At 72.0% G+C, this 18,554-nt stretch carries 20 protein-coding genes and 3 tRNA genes; 18 read left to right on the plus strand and 5 right to left on the minus strand.

Annotated elements, in window-relative coordinates:
- Positions 1-87 precede the first annotated feature (87 nt).
- Positions 88-960, plus strand: coding sequence for a zinc metalloprotease HtpX (gene htpX / locus ACGF3A_RS00710; RefSeq protein ID WP_393724359.1), 873 nt, complete (start codon positions 88-90; stop codon positions 958-960).
- 4 nt (positions 961-964) lie between these two features.
- Here the strand turns inward: htpX and ACGF3A_RS00715 are convergent, their stop codons facing one another.
- Entirely contained in the window at positions 965-1,543 is a 579-nt protein-coding gene (locus tag ACGF3A_RS00715; protein ID WP_393724361.1) for a TetR/AcrR family transcriptional regulator, read from the minus strand.
- Between the two features lie 83 nt (positions 1,544-1,626).
- Between ACGF3A_RS00715 and ACGF3A_RS00720 the strand changes: the two genes are divergently transcribed.
- Positions 1,627-3,198, plus strand: a complete 1,572-nt coding sequence (locus ACGF3A_RS00720; protein WP_393724363.1) for an MFS transporter — start codon at positions 1,627-1,629, stop codon at positions 3,196-3,198.
- Between the two features lie 55 nt (positions 3,199-3,253).
- Here the strand turns inward: ACGF3A_RS00720 and ACGF3A_RS00725 are convergent, their stop codons facing one another.
- Positions 3,254-3,742, minus strand: coding sequence for a YajQ family cyclic di-GMP-binding protein (locus tag ACGF3A_RS00725; RefSeq protein WP_393724364.1), 489 nt, complete (start codon positions 3,740-3,742; stop codon positions 3,254-3,256).
- 214 nt (positions 3,743-3,956) lie between these two features.
- Between ACGF3A_RS00725 and ACGF3A_RS00730 the strand changes: the two genes are divergently transcribed.
- Positions 3,957-4,038 (plus strand) — tRNA-Tyr (locus ACGF3A_RS00730).
- Positions 4,039-4,375: 337 nt separating this feature from the next.
- Positions 4,376-4,948 carry an RICIN domain-containing protein gene (locus tag ACGF3A_RS00735; protein WP_393724366.1) on the plus strand — a complete coding sequence of 191 codons (573 nt, stop codon included), beginning with the start codon at positions 4,376-4,378 and terminating at the stop codon, positions 4,946-4,948.
- A gap of 104 nt (positions 4,949-5,052) precedes the next feature.
- On the opposite strand, the gene ACGF3A_RS00740 is transcribed toward ACGF3A_RS00735, so the two are convergent.
- Both ACGF3A_RS00740 and ACGF3A_RS00745 read right to left on the minus strand, forming a co-directional pair.
- Complete coding sequence (locus tag ACGF3A_RS00740) at positions 5,053-5,721, minus strand: NAD(P)H-binding protein (protein ID WP_393724368.1); 669 nt, start codon at positions 5,719-5,721, stop codon at positions 5,053-5,055.
- A gap of 40 nt (positions 5,722-5,761) precedes the next feature.
- Positions 5,762-7,036, minus strand: a complete 1,275-nt coding sequence (locus ACGF3A_RS00745; RefSeq protein ID WP_393724370.1) for an amidohydrolase family protein — start codon at positions 7,034-7,036, stop codon at positions 5,762-5,764.
- A gap of 197 nt (positions 7,037-7,233) precedes the next feature.
- Here ACGF3A_RS00745 and ACGF3A_RS00750 point away from each other — a divergent pair.
- The 14 genes from ACGF3A_RS00750 to ACGF3A_RS00815 all read left to right on the plus strand — a co-directional run bounded on the left by ACGF3A_RS00750 (position 7,234) and on the right by ACGF3A_RS00815 (position 17,897).
- Positions 7,234-7,306, plus strand: a tRNA-Thr gene (locus ACGF3A_RS00750).
- Between the two features lie 46 nt (positions 7,307-7,352).
- Positions 7,353-7,425, plus strand: a tRNA-Met gene (locus tag ACGF3A_RS00755).
- 90 nt (positions 7,426-7,515) lie between these two features.
- On the plus strand, positions 7,516-7,680 hold the full coding sequence (gene rpmG, locus ACGF3A_RS00760) for a 50S ribosomal protein L33 (protein ID WP_393724372.1): 165 nt from the start codon (positions 7,516-7,518) through the stop codon (positions 7,678-7,680).
- 156 nt (positions 7,681-7,836) lie between these two features.
- Positions 7,837-8,289: a MaoC family dehydratase N-terminal domain-containing protein gene (locus ACGF3A_RS00765; protein ID WP_393724374.1), complete on the plus strand. Its 453-nt coding sequence runs from the start codon at positions 7,837-7,839 to the stop codon at positions 8,287-8,289.
- A 5-nt stretch (positions 8,290-8,294) separates the two neighbouring features.
- Positions 8,295-8,729, plus strand: a complete 435-nt coding sequence (locus ACGF3A_RS00770; protein WP_393724376.1) for a MaoC family dehydratase — start codon at positions 8,295-8,297, stop codon at positions 8,727-8,729.
- A 97-nt stretch (positions 8,730-8,826) separates the two neighbouring features.
- Positions 8,827-9,456, plus strand: coding sequence for a TetR/AcrR family transcriptional regulator (locus tag ACGF3A_RS00775; protein ID WP_393724378.1), 630 nt, complete (start codon positions 8,827-8,829; stop codon positions 9,454-9,456).
- Between the two features lie 94 nt (positions 9,457-9,550).
- Positions 9,551-11,080 carry a DHA2 family efflux MFS transporter permease subunit gene (locus ACGF3A_RS00780; RefSeq protein ID WP_393724380.1) on the plus strand — a complete coding sequence of 510 codons (1,530 nt, stop codon included), beginning with the start codon at positions 9,551-9,553 and terminating at the stop codon, positions 11,078-11,080.
- A 66-nt stretch (positions 11,081-11,146) separates the two neighbouring features.
- Positions 11,147-12,211: a UDP-N-acetylmuramate dehydrogenase gene (locus ACGF3A_RS00785; RefSeq protein ID WP_393724382.1), complete on the plus strand. Its 1,065-nt coding sequence runs from the start codon at positions 11,147-11,149 to the stop codon at positions 12,209-12,211.
- A gap of 277 nt (positions 12,212-12,488) precedes the next feature.
- Positions 12,489-13,979 carry an ATP-binding protein gene (locus tag ACGF3A_RS00790; protein ID WP_393724383.1) on the plus strand — a complete coding sequence of 497 codons (1,491 nt, stop codon included), beginning with the start codon at positions 12,489-12,491 and terminating at the stop codon, positions 13,977-13,979.
- Complete coding sequence (locus ACGF3A_RS00795; protein ID WP_393724385.1) at positions 13,976-14,401, plus strand: roadblock/LC7 domain-containing protein; 426 nt, start codon at positions 13,976-13,978, stop codon at positions 14,399-14,401. The genes ACGF3A_RS00790 and ACGF3A_RS00795 overlap by 4 nt, the downstream gene beginning before the upstream one ends.
- Positions 14,398-14,784: a DUF742 domain-containing protein gene (locus tag ACGF3A_RS00800; protein ID WP_393724387.1), complete on the plus strand. Its 387-nt coding sequence runs from the start codon at positions 14,398-14,400 to the stop codon at positions 14,782-14,784. Before ACGF3A_RS00795 ends, ACGF3A_RS00800 begins: the two co-directional genes overlap by 4 nt.
- On the plus strand, positions 14,756-15,370 hold the full coding sequence (locus ACGF3A_RS00805) for an ATP/GTP-binding protein (RefSeq protein WP_393724389.1): 615 nt from the start codon (positions 14,756-14,758) through the stop codon (positions 15,368-15,370). Before ACGF3A_RS00800 ends, ACGF3A_RS00805 begins: the two co-directional genes overlap by 29 nt.
- Complete coding sequence (locus ACGF3A_RS00810; protein WP_393724391.1) at positions 15,367-16,749, plus strand: cytochrome P450; 1,383 nt, start codon at positions 15,367-15,369, stop codon at positions 16,747-16,749. The genes ACGF3A_RS00805 and ACGF3A_RS00810 overlap by 4 nt, the downstream gene beginning before the upstream one ends.
- Entirely contained in the window at positions 16,659-17,897 is a 1,239-nt protein-coding gene (locus ACGF3A_RS00815) for a cytochrome P450 (RefSeq protein ID WP_393724393.1), read from the plus strand. The genes ACGF3A_RS00810 and ACGF3A_RS00815 overlap by 91 nt, the downstream gene beginning before the upstream one ends.
- A 6-nt stretch (positions 17,898-17,903) precedes the next feature.
- On the opposite strand, the gene ACGF3A_RS00820 is transcribed toward ACGF3A_RS00815, so the two are convergent.
- Positions 17,904-18,542 carry an NAD(P)-dependent oxidoreductase gene (locus ACGF3A_RS00820; RefSeq protein WP_393724395.1) on the minus strand — a complete coding sequence of 213 codons (639 nt, stop codon included), beginning with the start codon at positions 18,540-18,542 and terminating at the stop codon, positions 17,904-17,906.
- Positions 18,543-18,554: the final 12 nt, after the last annotated feature.

Genomic DNA, 18,554 nt, shown 5'->3' on the forward strand with positions numbered 1-18,554 from the left:
GTCCACTGGAAGGGGCCGCTGGACACTGGAGGGTGGATCGGCCACCCCGCTCAGGGTTCCCCCGCCGCACCATCTGGAGGGCGTACCGTGCACCGCCGGCACAACGGGCTGAGGACAGCCCTGCTCCTCGGGGGACTGTCCGCACTCATCCTCGTCATCGGGAGCTTCTTCGGGACGACCGGTCTGGTCGTCGCCCTGGCCGTAGCGCTGGGGACGAACGCGTACGCGTACTGGAACAGCGACAAGCTCGCGCTCCGTGCCATGCGCGCCCGCCCGGTCAGCGAGTTCGAGGCCCCCGAGCTGTACCGGATGGTGCGCGAGCTGTCGACGGCGGCCCGGCAGCCGATGCCGCGGCTCTACATCTCGCCGACCCAGGCGCCGAACGCGTTCGCGACGGGCCGCAATCCGCGGAACGCGGCGGTGTGCTGCACGGACGGCATCCTGCGGATCCTGGACGAGCGCGAGCTGCGCGGCGTGATCGGCCACGAGCTCAGCCATGTCTACAACCGCGACATCCTCATCTCGTCCGTCGCCGGCGCCCTGGCCTCGGTCGTGCTCTTCCTGGTCAACTTCGCCTGGCTGATTCCCATAGGCCGCTCGGACGACGACGAAGGCCCCGGACTGTTCGGCATGCTGCTGATCATGATCCTGGGCCCGGTCGCCGCCTCGCTCATCCAGCTCGCCGTCTCCCGCTCGCGGGAGTACGAGGCGGACGCCTCCGGAGCGCAGCTCACCGGCGACCCGCTGGCCCTCGCCTCCGCGCTGCGGAAGCTGGAGGCGGGCACCCAGCAGCTTCCGCTGCCGCCTGAGCCGCGCCTGGAGACGGCGAGCCACATGATGATCGCCAACCCGTTCCGCCGGGGCGAGGGCCTCTCCAAGCTGTTCTCCACCCACCCGCCCATGACGGAGCGCGTCGCCCGCCTGGAGAAGATGGCGGGCTTCGAGTCCCGCGACCAGTAGCTTTCTAAGGCTTCCTGCGGTCGGTGATGAGGCGCATCGCCTCGATCAGGTTCTCGCCCGAGACCTGTGAGTCGGGGTTGAGCGTCTTCTGCGCGACCATTCCGCTCACCAGCAGGTGGTACAGCGGCCCGTAGCGCGCGGTGTCCTCCTGGGAGACCTCCGCGTCGGGCACCCCGTGGAAAAGCGCTACCAGTCCCGCCTGGGCCTCGCGCTCCGCCGCGACGAAGGCGGAGCGCAGCTGGGGGTCGCTGTCGGACCGCTGAACGGCCTCGAAGTTCGCCGCCCACAGGGTGCGGTGCTTGTCGAAGAGGTCCGACAGGACGCTCCACGCGGTCTCGAAGCGCTCGGCGGGGGAGGCCGTGCTGCTGATCGCCGACTCGGTGATCCGCTGCATCTCGTCGCCCCAGTCGCCCATCGCGGAGAACAGCGCCTCCCGCATGAGCGTGTCCTTGGACCCGTAGTGGTAGCCGATCGAGGCCAGGTTCGTGCCGGAGGCGGCCACGATGTCCCGCGCCGTCGCGCGCCAGCCCTTTTCCAGGAGGCAGCGCTTCGCACCCTCCAGCAGATCCTCGCGATGTCCCATGCCACGACCGTACCGCAGCCCTTAGACAACCGTCTTATACATGTGTCATAGACAAGCGTTTAAGACGTTCGTATAGTCCGGGCATGACCGCACCCTTCACACCGCCCGCCGTCGTCCGCGCGGGCCGCCGGGAATGGACCGCCCTGGCCGTCCTCCTGCTGCCGCTGCTCCTGGTCTCCATGGACGTGTCGGTCCTCTACTTCGCGGTGCCGTTCATCTCCCGCGAGCTGGAGCCGAGTGCCGCCGAGCAGCTCTGGATCTTCGACATCTACGCCTTCGTCCTCGGCGGCCTGCTGCTCACCATGGGTGCGCTGGGTGACCGGATCGGCCGCCGCAGGCTGTTGCTCACCGGCGCCGTCGCCTTCGGGCTCGCCTCGGCGGCAGCCGCGTACGCCACCAGTCCGGAGATGCTCATCGCCGCGCGCGCCCTGCTCGGCCTCGGCGGTGCCACCCTGATGCCGTCCACGCTGGCGCTGATCCGGAACCTCTTCCACGACCCCCGGCAGCGCGCGACCGCCATCGCCGTCTGGTCGGCCGTGATGACGGGCGGTGTGGCCGTCGGCCCGGTGCTCAGCGGCATCCTGCTGGAGCACTTCTGGTGGGGCTCGGTCTTCCTCGTGAACCTGCCCGTGATGGCGCTGCTGCTGGTGCTCGGGCCCCTGCTGATCCCGGAGTTCAAGAGCCCCGCGGCGGGCCGCTTCGACTGGCCCAGCGCCCTGCTCTCCCTCGCGGCGATACTCCCGGCGGTCTACGGGATCAAGGAGTTCGCCGCCGAGGGCTACGACCTCGCGTACGTGCTCGCCCTCGCCGTCGGCGTGGCCTTCGCGCTGCTCTTCCTGCACCGTCAGCGCACGGTCGCACACCCCATGCTCGACCTCGCGCTCTTCCGCCGCCCCGGCTTCGGCGCGGCGCTCGGCACCAATCTGGCCGCGATGTTCGTGATGGTCGGCTTCGCCATCTTCAGCACGCAGTACCTCCAGTCGGTGCTCGGGATGAGCCCTCTGCGTGCCGCCCTGTGGAGCGTGCTGCCCGCGCTCGTCGTCGGCGTCGCGGCCCCCATGAGCGTCCAGTTGGCGCGCCGCGTGAACCGCGCGTACCTCATCGGCGCGGGCTTCACCATCGCCGCCTGCGGCTTCCTCGTCCTGACCCGCCTCCAGGCCGACTCCCCGCTGGCCTTCCTGCTCCTCGGCGCCTCGGTCTACGCGCTGGGCGTCGGCGTCGTCATGACCCTCGTCACCGACCTGGTCGTCGGCACGGCTCCGCCGGAGAAGGCGGGCACGGCCTCCGGGCTGCTGGAAGCGGGACAGGAGTTCGGCGGCGCCCTCGGCATGGCCCTGCTCGGCAGCGTCGGAACGGCCCTCTACCGCCACGACGTCGACGGCTCCCTCCCCTCCGGCCTCCCCGCCGGAGTGCGCGAGGCGGCGCACGAGACCCTCGGCGGCGCGGTCGCCACGGCGGATCACCTCCCCGGCCGTACGGGCGAGGCCGTACTGTCCGCCGCCCGCGAGGCGTTCACCCACGGCATGCGCGGCGCGGCACTCGCCGCCTTCGCCGTCACCCTCGCCGCCGCGGTCCTCAGCGTCCGCGGCCTGCGCCACGTACGGCTGCCGGAAACGGCGGAGGACGCGGCCACTCCCCAGGAATCCCAGAAGTGACCGCGCCCTCGTACGAGCGTCCGTACGGGCCCGTGTGCGTACGGGCCCCTCGCGCCTACCGGTAGTTCACGAACTGGAGCGCGAAGTCGAAGTCCTTGCCCTTCAGCAGGTTGATGACGTCCTGGAGGTGGTCCCGGCTCTTGGAGGTGACCCGCAGCTCGTCGCCCTGCACCTGCGCCTTGACGCCCTTGGGGCCCTCGTCGCGGATGACCTTGGCGACCTTCTTCGCGTTGTCCTGCGAGAGGCCCTCCTGGAGCGTGGCGCCGATCCGGTACTCCTTGCCGGACGCCTGCGGCTCCCCGGTGTCCAGGGCCTTGAGCGAGATCCCCCGCTTGACCAGCTTGGTCTGGAAGATGTCGAGCACGGCCTTCACCCGCTCCTCCGAGTTGGCCCGCATCTCGATCTTCTCGCCCGACCAGGCGATCGAGGCGTCCACGCCCTTGAAGTCGTAGCGCTGCGAGATCTCCTTGGCGGCCTGGTTGAGGGCGTTGTCGACCTCCTGCCGCTCGACCTTCGAGACGATGTCGAAACTGGAGTCGGCCATGGTGAGTTGGCTCCTCATGCGTAGATCCGTCAGGGCACGGTCCGCGCGTCGGACCGTGCCGCAAGCCTAGCCACCCGCCGTGCGGCACCGGCCGAGCCTCGGGGGCACGGACCTCCTGATCAACCGGGTGGCGAACCACCCCCTGGCATCGGGTATGGTTTACACCGTTGCCACGGAGCACCGCGCCAAGAAGGTGTCCGGGCGGCAAATCCCAGGCGGTGTGCCCGAGCGGCCAAAGGGAGCAGACTGTAAATCTGCCGGCTCAGCCTTCCCAGGTTCGAATCCTGGCGCCGCCACAGGAGAAGAAGCCCCTCTGATCTGCGAGTGAGCAGAGTCAGGGGGGCTTTTTCCATGGGTTTCTCCCGCGCTGTTCCCGCGCGAGGGTGAATGCGCGGTAAGTACCAGTCATTTCCTGGCCGGTTGGCCGAATACGCCTTGCCGGGCCTCCGTGCGCTCACGATCATCACTCGGTGCGGCCTCGCGGACACCGGGAGTCACTGGGGGGCGCCGGGATGTGGCAACTCCTTGGAGTGAACCGATATCCAACCCATTGTCCCCTTATGCGAGTTCCCTACAAGATTCTCCGTGTTCACCGCGTTCTTCGCGGGACGCTTCGCAGAGGGGATCCCTGACATGTCTCGACGCCGCGGCCATCTGCTCGCCGCCACTGCCGCCGTCCTCGTCACGGCGGGTGTGGCCGGGGGTACGACCGCTTCCGCCGAACCTGCCGCCCGTGACGTGATCAACAAGATGGACGGCAGCCGTCTGGCCACGCTCAGTGACAGTGCCGCCGAGGGGGCGAACGCGATCTCGCTGCGTTCTCCCGGCTGGAAGTACCGCTCGGAGGCGTGGCGGGCGGAGGGGCCGGGGTGGGACAGCGGTACGAAGACGTCGACGCGGGTGTTCCGCAACGTCGCGGCGGACAAGTGCCTGCAGCCCGCGTCGGCCGCGTCGGACCGGGGCACCAGGGTCGTCATCAAGAAGTGCGACGGCTCGGACCTGCAGAAGTGGGTCGGGCACCCGGAGCGGAGCGGCGGGAACAACACCGGCTGGTGGATGTGGACGCCCAAGACCGACGACAAGCTGGCCCTGGCCCTCGACCGGTACAACGACGGCTCCTGGGACACGCTCCACCTCGAAAGGGCGTACCCGAGCTCCGACCGTCTGTGGCGCATCGCCCCCGACGACAAGCCGTGGAACCTGTGACGGCCGGATAGCCCGCGGGCCGGAACGGCCGCGCCCCCGCCCCGGCACGAGCCGGGGCGGGGGCGCGTCGTGCGTCCGGTGCCGGGGCGTGGCGTGGCGTGGCGTCAGCCGGCCACTGCCGCGACCGCCTGCGGGATCGGGGTCTCGCCGCCCACCAGCTCCAGCGTCAGGCCCGCCGTGCGCGGCTCGTCGAGGAGCGCGACGAGGACGGCGGCGACGTCGTCCCGGGTGACGTCCGCGCGGCCCGTCCTCTCCGCCAGCCGGACCAGGCCCGTGCCGTGGTCGTCGGTGAGCCGTCCCGGGCGCAGGACCGTCCAGTCGAGCCCCGCCCGCGCCCGTACGGCGTCGTCCGCCGCGCCCTTCGCGCGCAGGTACGAGGCGAAGACCGGGTCCATGCCGTCCGGTGTCCCCTCCAGCCCGGCGTTCGCGCCCATGGACGAGACGATGAGGAAGCGGCGGACCCCGGCCCGCTCGGCGGCGTCGGCGAGGAGCACGGCCGCGTCGCGGTCGACGGTCTCCTTGCGCGCGACCCCGCTGCCCGGCCCCGCGCCCGCCGCGAAGACGGCCGCGTCGGCCCCCTCCAGATGCCGGGCGACCTCGTCGACCGAGGCCGATTCGAGGTCGCAGACGACGGGTTCGGCACCCGCGGCGAGCAGGTCGCCCGCCTGCTCCGGGCGCCGGATGATGCCCGCCGCCCCGTCCCCGCGCCCGGCGAGCAGCCGCTCCAGCCGCAGCGCGATCTGACCGTGTCCACCAGCGATTACTGTGCGCATGCCCCCGACCGTACGCCCCGGCGGGCGTCCCGTGGCGGCGTCACCCCTGTGACTGGCGTGGCAGCCCGAGATCGGCGGGCGAGGCGGTCGTGTCGCAGAACTCGCGCACCGCGCTCGTCCGCGCGACGACCCGTCCCCGGTGCACGACGATCCGGCTGTACGCCAGCGAGAGCGCCCCCGCGACCTCCGTGCCCCGTACGGCGAGCAGCTCGGCCGGGAAGCCCGCCTCGACGCGGACCTCGGGCAGGCCCATGGCGGCGCGCGCACGGGCGCTGACGGCCCCGTAGGCGGCCTCCGGGCGGGCCTCGCCGTGGGAGGCGAGCAGGTACGCGGCCTCCAGCGGGTCGCCCCTGCCGACCGGGTTCGAGGCGTCCCGCAGCGCGCCGGAGCCGGCCGCGACCGAGACGCCGGAGGCGGCCAGCAGCCGTACGGGCGCGACGCGCGAGGGTGTGCCCGGCGAAGGGCGTTCCAGGACACCGCAGTTGCCCTGCGGCAGGCTGACGACCGTGACCCCGGCGGCGGCGAGCTGGTCGGCGGTGCGCAGCGCGACCTGGTGCGGCAGCCGGGCGAGCCCGGAGCAGGGGCCGAGGGTGACGCCGGGGCGCAGCCCGCCCGCCGCGGCGGCGAGCCGGGCGAGGCGCGCGGGGTCGTCGCCGTCGGTGTGCAGGTCGACGGCGCAGCCGTGTTCGGCGGCGACGGCGAGCACCGCGTCGGCGTACCCGCCCGGGTCCGGGTCCAGGTCGGGGCAGCCGCCGACGGCGGTCGCGCCCATCTTGACCGCGTCCCGCAGCATGGCGAGCCCCTCGGCGCCCGCCACCCCGGTGAGCAGCCGGGGCACGGCGACGGTCGTCAGATCGGCGAGCCCGCGCAGCGAACGGCGCGCCTGGAGCACGGCCTCCAGCGCGCGAAGCCCCGCGACGGCGCCGATGTGCACATGGGTGCGCAACGCCGTGGCGCCCTGGCCGAGTTGGAGGAGCGCGGCCTCCGTCGTACGCCGCTGCACGTCCTCCGACGGCGGGCACGGGGGCTGCCCGGGGCCCGTGGGCTCGGCGGTGAGGGCGGTGTCGTAGTGCGCGTGCGGCTCGGCGGGCGCGGGGAGCAGCAGGTAACCGGAGAGGTCCACGCGCCCCGTCTCGTGCGGGGCGGAGAGGCTGCCCGCGGTGCCGACGGCCTCGATACGGTCGCCGACGAGCCGGACGTCCACGGTGCGGCCGTCGGCGAGCCGGGCGCCGCACAGCACGAGGGAGCGCGGCGCCGTGGGGTCGCGGGAATCCCGCGCGCGCTTCCCCGGCTCCTGAGGCTCACTGTCGGTCATCGGGCTCCCACGCTCGCGTCGAGTGTGTCGAGCGTAGGGGGAGCGCTGTGTACGGTCGGGGAGGAGGCGAATAGTCGTACTGGTGTGGTGCGAGAGCCGGTTGGGGCACGGTGGAGGCGGGTGCCGACCGGGGGGCACGGGCGCCGCCAATACGGATTTCACCTTTGGCGGCCAGGCGTGTAATGTCTTCACCGCTCGCCCCAATAGCTCAGTCGGCAGAGCGTCTCCATGGTAAGGAGAAGGTCAACGGTTCGATTCCGTTTTGGGGCTCTGATGTGAGAGATCTTTCGTCACCTGGCGGAGGTCGCCGCATCGTGGCGGTGTAGCTCAGTCGGTAGAGCAAGCGGCTCATAATCGCTGTGTCACCGGTTCAAGTCCGGTCACCGCTACTTCACCGACAGTAGCCGGTTGTGGGGTCGGTCCTCCGATCGGCTACTATTTTTGCGTTATAGCCCATCCGTTCGTCAAGGAGCACTCACGTGGCTGCCACAGACGTCCGCCCGAAGATCACGCTGGCCTGCGTGGAGTGCAAGGAGCGGAACTACATCACGAAGAAGAACCGGCGCAACAACCCGGACAGGATGGAGATGAAGAAGTTCTGTCCGCGCGACGGCAAGCACACGCTGCACCGCGAGACGCGCTGACGTCATCTCTGCCATGAGGCCGCCCCCGTAAGCCGGGGTCGGCCTCATGCTGTTTGGGCACCGCCGGGTCACCGGGTCGAGCGCGGCTCTGGTTCCGTGCGGCACCCTTCGTGTCCGGCTTCCAGCCCGCCAACGCTTCCGCAGGAGGTGCCGTCGATGGCGCTCGACCAGTCCTTCACCGGGCGGACCTATCCGCCCACCCGTCCCTACGAGGTCGGGAGGGAGAAGATCCGCGAATTCGCGGAAGCCATCGGGGACACCAATCCCGCATATCTGGATCAGGACGAGGCGAAGGCCCTCGGTCATCCTGATGTGATCGCTCCGCCGACTTTCGTCTTCACGATCACCTTCGGTGAGGCGGCGCGCGTGGTCCAGGACCCGCAGCTCGGTCTCGACTACAGCCGCATGGTGCACGGCGACCAGAAGTTCGCCTACGCGCGCCCGGTGCGCGCGGGCGATCTGCTCTCCGTGACCTCCACCATCGAGTCGATCAAGTCCCTCGCGGGGAACGACATCCTGGACGTACGTGGCGAGGTTCACGACGCGCACGGCGAGCTCGTGGTGACCGTGCACACCAAGCTGGTCGTCCGCGCGGCGGAAGGGGAGTGACGCAGATGGCAGCCAAGGTCGCTTACGCGGACGTCGAGGTCGGCACCGAGCTCCCGGCCGGCACCTTCCCCGTGGACCGCGCGGCGCTCGTGCGGTACGCGGGCGCGTCGGGGGACTTCAACCCCATCCACTGGAACGAACGGTTCGCCAAGGAGGTCGGCCTCCCGGACGTCATCGCGCACGGCATGTTCACCATGGCCGAGGCGATCCGGGTCGTGACCGACTGGGCCGGGGACCCGGGCGCCGTCATGGAGTACGGGGTGCGGTTCACCAAGCCCGTCGTGGTCCCCGACGACGACCGGGGCGCGGAGATCGCGGTCTCCGCGAAGGTCGCCGCCAAGCTGGACGACGACGAGCGGACGGTCCGTGTGGACCTGACCGCGACCAGTGCGGGCCAGAAGGTGCTGGGCATGTCCCGGGCGGTCGTCCGGCTGGCCTGAGGCACGGACCCAGGGATTTCGGTAAGGGGCGCCCTCCATTGCGGGGCGCCCCTTACTCGCCTTGACAGAGTTAGTGATTGGCCAATAACTTAGCCGCATGGTCAGGATGAGTGCGGAGGAGCGGCGCGAGAGCGTCATCCGCGCGGCGATCACGGAGTTCGCCCGCGGGGGGTACAGGGGCACGTCCACCGAGGCGATCGCCCGGCGCGTGGGCGTCTCGCAGCCCTATCTCTTCCGGCTGTTCAAGAACAAGCAGGAGCTCTTCCTCGCGGCGGCCACCCGCTGCATGGAGGAGGTGCGCCGCGCCATGGCGGAGGCCGTGAGCGGGGCCTCGCCCGAAGAGGCCCACATGGCGATGGCGGAGGCGTACAAGAAGCTGCTCGAAGACCCCGAGAAGCTGCTCCTCCAGATGCAGGTGTACGTCGCGGTCGCCTCGGCCGAGGTCGAGGGCGACCACGAGTTCGGCGAGACCGTCCGCGCGATCTGGTCCGAGCTGTGGGACGGCACGCACCTGGCGCTCGGTGCCGACCAGGCCGAGACGACCGAGTTCTTCGCCTACGGGATGCTCATCAACGTGCTCGCGTCGCTGGGCTTCCCGGAGGGGCACCGGGTCTGGGACCAGTTCGACCTCAAGCCCGACGTCTCGTGCGTCGGGATGTCCCACCTCGGCACCTGGGCCCGCAGCACGGACCCCGATGCTGAGGAAGACCCCGGCCCCGGCGCGTAGGCGCGTGGGCCGGTGCTCCGGCCCGCCCGCCGACCGCCGGGGCGTTTCTGTGTCCGCGCAAGTTAGTGGTCAATTACTAAATCAGGGGAAGACCATGACACAGCAATCCACCGCCCGGCGCGGCACAGCCGTCTGGGCCCTTGTCATCACCAGCGTCGCCAGCTTCATGGGCGCGCTCGACAACCTCGTCGTCACCACCGCGCTGCCCAACATCCGCGAGGACCTCGGCGGCGGCCTGGAGGACCTGGAGTGGACGGTGAGCGCGTACACGCTCACGTTCGCCGTCCTGCTCATGACCGGTGCGGCGCTCGGCGACCGGTTCGGGCGGCGGCGGATCTTCGCGCTCGGGCTCGGCATCTTCACCGCTGCCTCGGCCGCCGCCGCGCTCTCGGACGGCATCGACGCGCTGGTCGCGGCCCGCGCCGTGCAGGGCGTCGGCGCCGCGATCCTCATGCCGCTGAGCCTGACGCTGCTGACCGGGGCCGTACCCGCGGCCCGGCGCGGGGCCGCGCTCGGCGTCTGGGGCGCGGTGCAGGGGATAGCCGTCGCCACCGGCCCCCTGGTCGGCGGCGCCCTGACCGAACACATCTCCTGGCACTGGATCTTCTGGCTGAACGTCCCGATCGGCCTGATCGTCATCCCGCTCGTCCTGCTGCGCCTCGACGAGAGCCGCAGCGCGGGCAGCAGGCTCGATCTGCCCGGCACGGCCCTGGCCAGCGTCTCGCTCTTCGGCGTCGTCTACGGCCTGGTCCGCGGCAACCCTGACGGCTGGACCAGCGGCACCGTCCTCACCTCGCTCATCGGCGGCGGCGTGCTGCTGGTGGCCTTCGTCGCGTACGAGATGCGCGCGGCGCACCCGATGCTGCCGATGCGGCTCTTCCGGAGCCGTGCGTTCAGCACGGTCAACGCGGCGAGCCTGCTGATGTTCGTCGGGATGTTCGGCTCGGTCTTCCTGCTGAGCCAGTTCCTCCAGGGCGTCGGCGGCTACTCGCCCACCGAGGCCGGGATACGGATGCTGCCCTGGACCGGCATGTCGCTGATCGTCGCGCCGCTCGCGGGGCTCCTGTCCGACCGGATCGGCGGCGGTCCCGTCGTCGCCGCCGGACTGGCGCTCCAGGCGGTCGGCATGGGCTGGATCGCGGCGCTGCTCTCCGCCGACTTCTCCTACGGCCCGTACCTGCCCGCCTTCATCATCAGCGGCATCGGCATGGCCATGTACTTCGCGCCCGCCGCGAACGTCGTGATGTCCAGCGTGCGCTCCGCCGAGCAGGGCATCGCCTCCGGCGCCAACAACGCGGTGCGCGAGCTGGGCGGCGCCCTCGGCGTGGCCGTCCTCTCGGCGGTCTTCGCGTCCCGGGGCGGCTACGAGACCCCGCAGGCGTTCGTCGACGGGCTGCGGCCCGCGGTCTGGGCGGGCACGGCGGCGATCGCACTGGGCGCGCTCGCGGCCGTACTCATCCCGCGCGGCGTCGGCTCGGCCGCCGCCTCCGCGTCCGCGTCCGCGCACAGCGAGACGGCCGGGACGGCCGAGACGACCGTCGGGACCGGGGAGACCGGGGAGACCGGGGACGGCACCGGAACCACGCCGTCCGGCCCGGGCACGCGTACCCCGGTCGGCGTCTGACCGGACGGGGACACCGCCCCACCGGGCCCGTACGTGCCACGCGTACGGGCCCGTACGCTTGTGCTCGTGCAGGAACTTCACGCAGAGAACGGCGTCCCCCTCGCCCCGCTCACCACCTTCCGGCTCGGCGGCCCCGCCGCGCGCCTGGTCACCGCCACCACCGACGACGAGGTGGTCCGGGCGGTCCGCGAGGCCGACGAGAGCGGCACCCCGCTGCTGCTCCTCGCGGGCGGCAGCAACCTCGTCATCGCCGACGAGGGCTTCGAGGGCACCGTCGTCCGCATCGCCACCCGCGGCTTCGCGCTGGACGGCACCCGCCTGGAGCTGGCCGCGGGCGAGAACTGGTCGGAGGCCGTCGCCCGTACCGTCGAGGCGGGCCTCGCGGGCATCGAGTGCCTGGCCGGAATCCCCGGCTCCGCGGGCGCGACGCCGGTGCAGAACGTCGGCGCGTACGGCCAGGAGGTCTCCGCCACGCTCACCGAGGTCGTCGCGTACGACCGGCGCGGCGGCGAGATCGTGACCCTCTCCAACGCCGACTGCGGCTTCTCGTACCGCCACAGCCGTTTCAAGGCCGACCCCTCGCGCTACGTCGTGCTGCGCGTCCGCTTCGAACTGGAGGACGCGGGCGGGCTCTCGGCACCGCTGCGGTACGCCGAGACGGCGCGCCTCCTCGGCGTCGAGACCGGCGAGCGCGTGCCCGCCGCCACCGCGCGCGAGACGGTGCTCAAGCTGCGCGCCGGGAAGGGCATGGTGCTCGACCCGGAGGACCACGACACCTGGTCGGCCGGGTCCTTCTTCACCAACCCGATCCTGGACGACGCCGCCTTCGCGGCCTTCACCGCGCGCGTCCACGAGCGCCTCGGCGCCGACGCGGCCCCGCCCGCCTTCGCCGCGGGGGAGGGGCGCACCAAGACCTCGGCGGCCTGGCTGATCGACCGTGCGGGCTTCACCAAGGGGTACGGCCAGGGCCCGGCCCGCATCTCGACCAAGCACACCCTGGCCCTCACCAACCGCGGCTCGGCCACCACCGCCGACCTCCTCGCGCTCGCCCGCGAGGTCCGCGACGGCGTGCACGCCGCCTTCGGCGTGACCCTGGTGAACGAGCCGGTGACGGTGGGCTGCGCGCTCTAGGGCGGCGTCGGGAGACATCTCGGAACACGGACAAGCCGGACGGATGCCCTCCGCGGGCTCCGCGGAATCCACGGAAGCTGCCCGGACTCCCCGGATAGGGGTGTGGTGCGGCGGTGACTGCGGCACCATGGTGATGTTCCTGTGGCAGGAGATGCTGGGGCGTCGGCTGGGGTCAACTCATGTGCGTGAGCGGTGATTTGACCGGTGTTCCGGTCTGCGCCGGGTGCGGCCTTCGCGCGGGAGTCGAATTCCAGCTTCCAGCTGATCAAGGACTGAGATGACCGAGATACCGGTGGCTCTGGTCGTGTTCCTCTCCGTGGGGACCGCCGCCGCCCTAGGAATGGCGCTCCGTCTGGTCCGTACCCAGAAAGAACTGCGCGGTCTGAGAGCGCAGGCCGAGGCGGCACGGACCGAGCTCGGGAACGTCACCCGGAACCGCGACGAGATGGCCGCGTACGTCCCGGTCCCCGAAGCCGAGATCCGGCACCTGGCCTCCGCGCGGCTGCCCGACCTGGCGCTGGCGCTCACCCACCCTCACATGACCGTGCGGGGACCGGCCGAGCCGCAGATCGCCGGGAGCACGCTCGACCAGGCGCTGGGCGCCGTGCTGGACACCGCGGGCGACATGCTCGACAAGGAGCGGCTGCGCGTCGACGCCGCGGCACAGGCCGCGATGCGCGGCACCTCGACGACCATCCAGTCGCTGCTCTACCAGCTGCAGACCCTCTTCCAGGAGATGCAGGAACGTCACGACGACCCCCGGCTGGTCCAGGATCTGCTCGCCGCGGACTTCCTCAACGAGCAGGCGCTGCGCCGCGTCCAGGCCACCGCCGTGATGTGCGGGGCGTGGCCGGGGCTGACCCGCCAGGACTCGCATGTCGCCGACATCGTCGTCGGCGCCACCTCCCGCCTCCAGGGGTACGAGCGCATCCAGGTCACCAGCCGCCTGCGTGACCCGGTGGGCGTGGTGGCACGGGCCGTGGAGCCCGTCGCGGTCGTGCTGACCGAACTGATGGCCAACGCGCTGCACCACTCGCACCCCGACCTCCCGGTGGCGGTCACCGTCCAGCAGGGCAACCGCGGCGCCACGGTGATCGTGGACGACGCCGGGGTCGGTATGCACGAGGACGAGCTGCGCCGGGCCCGGCGGCTGATGTCCGGTCAGGAGCAGACGCTGCTGACCGAGCTGGGAGACCCGGTGAGGTCCGGGTTCGCCGCCATCGGCCAGCTCGTACGGCAGTACGGCTTCAGCGCCCATGTGGAGACCTCGCCGTACGGCGGCGTCCGCGCCATCGTGCACATCCCCGGCGAGCCGCTGCTCGTCCTGCTCGACGAGGAGGAGCACCCGCTGTCCGCCATGACGCCCACGCCCGTCTCCGGCACACCGGCGCCCCGCCGGTCTCCGGGTCCGAACCAGGACCAGGACCAGGGCCAGGGCCAGGACCCGGCTCCGTCCACGATGGTTTCCAGGAAGGCCGCGGGCGCCCCGGACACCGCCGTGCCCACGGCGGAGGCCCCTCTTCCACGGCGCCGACGCCGTCAGCCGCAGCCCGAGTCGGAGCCGCAGCCTGAGACGGAGCCCCGGACCGGGACATCCCCGTCCGGGGACGGGGCCACGGCCACGGCCACGGACGCCGACACGGACACGGACGCCGACGCCGAGCGCAGCGCCGAGCGCTGGGGCGACTTCCAGCGGGGCACCGAGTCCGGCCGCGCCGAGGCCGCCTCCCGGCCCGACACCGACCAGGAAGGGAACACCCCGTCATGACTCCCGCCACCCGTCGCCCGGTCTCCGAGGACATGTCCTGGGTGCTGGCCCCGCTGATGGAACTGCCCCACGTCGCCCACGCGGCCGTCATCTCCGGCGACGGCTTCGTCGAGGGCCGCTCCGAGGGGCTGGAGCGGGACGCCGCCGAGGGCGTGGCGGCGATGATGTCGGCCCTCCAGGGCGCGGCGCGCACCACGTCGGCGGCGTTCAGCGGCGAGGAGGACGTGCGGCTGCGCCAGACCGTCATCGAGTCCGACCGCGGCTGGGTCTTCGCGATCCCCGCCGGTGAGAACACCTGTCTCACCGTCTTCGCCACGCCCGAGGTGAACATGCGCGTGGTCACCCATCAGATGCAGGTGCAGGTCGCGACGCTGGGGGAGAAGGCCATGAACAGTCCGACCCGCGACGACGTATCGGCGTGAGCGCCGGCCGGAGCAGCAGACGGCTGGTCCCGGCCTATCTGGCCGCCTCCGGACGGGGACGGCCCGGCCGCGACACGCTCGACCGGCTGTCCGTGCTGCACAACCCCGCCGACCCCTCCTCCGAGGGAGCCGGTCCCGGCGGTCCCGAGGGGCTGCGCCCGGAGGAGCGGCGGCTGCTGGAGCTGCTGCGCCCCGGGTCCCTGTCGCTGGCCGAGGCCGCCGCCCATCTGCGGCTGCCGGTCAGCGTGGTGAAGGCCCTGGTGTCCGATCTCGTGGACGCCGGTCTGCTGCGTGTCCGGCCGCCCGTACCCGCGCACCGCCTCCCCGAACGCGAGATTCTGGAGAAGGTTCTCGATGGACTCCGCACTCTCAAGTCCTCCTAGCGGCGCCCCCGCCGGCTATCTGGAGGACGACCGGCAGACGCTGGTGAAGCTGCTCGTCGCCGGGCCGTTCGGTGTCGGCAAGACCACTCTCATCCGGTCGCTGTCGGAGATCCGGCCCCTGCACACCGAGGAGGTCATGACGCGCAGCGGCGCGCTCGTCGACGACCTCGCCGGGATCCGGGAGAAGGCGGCCACCACGGTCGCCATCGACTTCGGGCGCCGTACGCTCCCCGGCGATCTGACCCTCTACCTCTTCGGCACACCCGGCCAGCGGCGCTTCCGACCCCTGTGGCAGGACATCGCCCGCGGCGCGCTGGGCGCCCTGGTGCTGGCCGACACCCGGAGGCTGGCCGACTCCTTCGAGGTGATGGACATGATCGAGGAGGCGGGGCTGCGTTACGCGGTGGCCGTCAACCACTTCCCCGACTCCCCGCGGCACGCCACCGAGACCCTCCGCGACCATCTCGACCTGCACCCCGACACGCCCCTGGTGCACTGCGACGCCCGCGACACCGACCAGTCGGTCGACGCGCTGATCGCCCTCGTCGGCCACGTCCTCGCCCACACGCCCCAGGAGACCGAGTGACCGCGCCCCGACCCCGTACCCCTGCCTCCGGCCACCCCGAGGCGGGCTCGCTGCCCGTTCCCACGTCGCCGACGCACGAGGTCGTCGCGCTGTACGGGCCGGACTTCGCCGCCGACCCGTACAGCGTCTACGACCGGCTGCGCGAGTACGGTCCGCTCGCGCCGGTCGAGATCGCCCCGGGGATCGGCGCGATGCTCGTCACCGACTACCGCGCGGCGCTGGAACTGCTGCACGACCCGGAGACCTGGAGCAAGGACTCCCGGGCCTGGCAGGCGACCGTGCCGCCCGACGCGCCCGTCCTGCCGATGATGGGCTGGCGTCCCAACGCGCTGGTCAACGACGGGGAGACGCACCGGCGCTACCGGCAGGTGATCACCGAGAGCTTCTCCCTGATCGCCCCGCACGAGCTGCGGGAGCACACCCGGCAGGTCGCCGAGGAGCTGATCTCCCGCTTCAGCTCGCGCGGCGAGGTCGATCTGATGGCCGAGTACGCGAGCAAGGTGCCGGTGCTGGTGTTCAACCGCCTCTTCGGCCTGCCCGACTCCTACAGCGACAGGCTGGTGGCCGCGCTCTGCGGCATGCTGGACGCCACGACGCCGGAGGAGGCCGTCGCCGCGAACGAGGCGTTCTCCGCCTACATCGGGGAGCTGATCGCGGCCAAGCGGGAGAGGCGGGGCGCGGACCTCACCTCCTGGTTCATGGACCACCCGGCCGGTCTGAGCCCCGACGAGCTGGCCTCCGAGATCGTGGTGACCATGGCCGCGGGCCACAACCCCACCACCCACCTGATCGGCAACGCGCTCGCCCGGATGCTCTCGGACGACCGCTACTACAGCACCCTGTCCAGCGGCGGCCTCACGCCCCGCGACGCCCTGCACGACGTGCTGCGGAACGACTCCCCGATGTCCAATCTGTCGCCGCACTTCCCCACCCGGGACGTCTTCTTCCACGGCACCTGGCTCCGCGCGGGCCAGCTCGTCCTCGTCTCGTACGCCGCGGCCAGCACCCAGCACGGCCGTACGGCCCCCGGCGAGTCCGCCGCCGCGGGCGGCTCCGGCGGCGGCGCGCATCTCGCGTGGGCGGCCGGGCCGCACGCCTGCCCGGTGCAGAACCCGGCGCTGCTCATCGCGACGACCGCGATCGAACGCCTCACGGCCTGGCTGTCGGACATCCAGCTCACGGTCCCGCACGACGAGCTGGTCTGGCGCCACGGGCCCTTCCACCGGGGGCTCGTCGAGCTTCCGGCCGGCTTCACGCCGATCACCCCCGACCAGGCAGGAGTCACGCCATGGAGCAGCCCTTCGTCCTCGACCCCGCGGGACGCGACGTCAACGGAGAGGCGGAGCGCCTCCGCGAGCTGGGGCCCGCGGCCCGCGTAGAGCTGCCGGGCGGCATCGTGGCCTGGACGGTCAGCGAGTTCGACCTGCTGAAGAAGCTGCTCGCCGACCCCCGCGTCTCCCGCGACCCCCGGCAGCACTGGCCCGCCTGGCAGCGCGGCGAGCACCACGACAGCTGGATCCAGCCCTGGACGGCGCCGGTCAACATGCTCACCTCGTACGGCGTCGAGCACCGGCGGCTGCGCAAGCTCGTGGCCCCCGCCTTCACAGGGCGTCGCACCGAGGCGATGCGCGAGGAGGTCGAGCGCATCACCGCGGCGATGCTGGACGCGCTCGCCGAGGTGCCGCCGGGGGAGACCGTCGACCTGCGCACCGCGTACGCCTTCCCGCTGCCGATGCTCGTCATCTGCGGGCTCTTCGGCATACCGGAGGAGTCGCGCTCCGGCCTGTCCGACCTGGTCGAGCGGATCATGGACACCACCACGACGCCGGAGGAAGCGGACCGGACGATGCGGGACATCGCGTCGGTCTTCGACGGGCTGATCGCACACAAGCGCGAGCACCCCGGCGACGACCTGGCCACCATGCTGGTCTCCACCCGCGACGAGGACGGCGACCGGCTCACCGAGGCCGAACTGCGGGCCACCCTGCTGCTGCTCATGAGCGCGGGGCACGAGACCACCGTCAACCTCATCGGCAACGCGGTGCACGCGCTGCTCACCCACCCCGACCAGCTCGCGCTGGTGCGGAACGGCGAGGTGCCGTGGGAGGACGTGATCGAGGAGACCCTGCGCTGGGCGCCCAGCGTCTCCAGCATCCCGCTGCGCTACGCCACCGAGGACATCGAGCTGACCGGCGGCGGGGGAACCCGCCGCCTCACCATCCGGAAGGGCGAGCCGATCCTCGCCACCTTCGGCGCGGTAGGCCGCGACCCTCGCCGGCACGGGCCGGACGCCGCGGTGTTCGACATCCGCCGCGAGGACCCCGAACACCTCGCCTTCGGGCACGGCGTCCACTTCTGCCTGGGCGCCCCGCTGGCCCGCATCGAGGCCCGCACCGCGCTGCCCGCCCTCTTCGCGCGCTTCCCCGACCTCGCCCTCGCCGTACCCCCCGGGGAGATCGCGCACCTGCCGTCGTTCATCGCGAACGGTCACGCCAGCCTGCCGGTGCGGCTCACGCCCGCGCGCTGAGGCCGGTCAGGACGCGACGCCCACCACCTGCTTGAGCGTCGCCGGGTCGTCGACCAGGGCGAGGATGGCGTGCGCCACGTCCGCGCGGCAGACCGTGTGGCTGCGGGGGACGGCGCCGCCGATCTTCGTCTGGTACGAGCCCGTCAGCGGGTCGTCCGTGAGGCGGGGCGGGTGGACCAGCGTCCACTCCGTCGCGCTCGCGCGGATCTCGCTCTCCATGATCCGCAGGTCCGCGTAGACGTCCTTGAAGATCCGCCCGACCAGCGGCCACATCACCGCGCGGAACAGCAGGCTCTCGCCCTCCGGCAGGTCCCCGGCCGGGGGCGCGCTCACCGCGACGTAGCGCCGCACGCCCTCCGCGTCGAGCGCGCGCAGGATCTCGCGGGTGCCCCGGGAGGCGATCCCCGCGGCCTTGTTGTTGGGCGCGCCGAGCGCCGAGAGCGCCGCGTCGCGCCCGCGGACCGCCGGGCGCAGCGCCTCCGGGTCGGTGACGTCCGCGACGACGACCTCCAGCCGCTCGTGCTCCCGTACGGGCAGCCGGTCCGGGTTCCGTACGACCGCCGTGACCTCGTGCCCGGCGTCGAGCGCCTGCGTCACGAGCTGCTGCCCTGTGCCGCCGGTCGCCCCGAAGACCGTGAACCTCATGACGCGTACCTC

It is taken from the genome of Streptomyces sp. NPDC048172 (assembly GCF_043202595.1).
GTDB lineage: Bacteria > Actinomycetota > Actinomycetes > Streptomycetales > Streptomycetaceae > Streptomyces.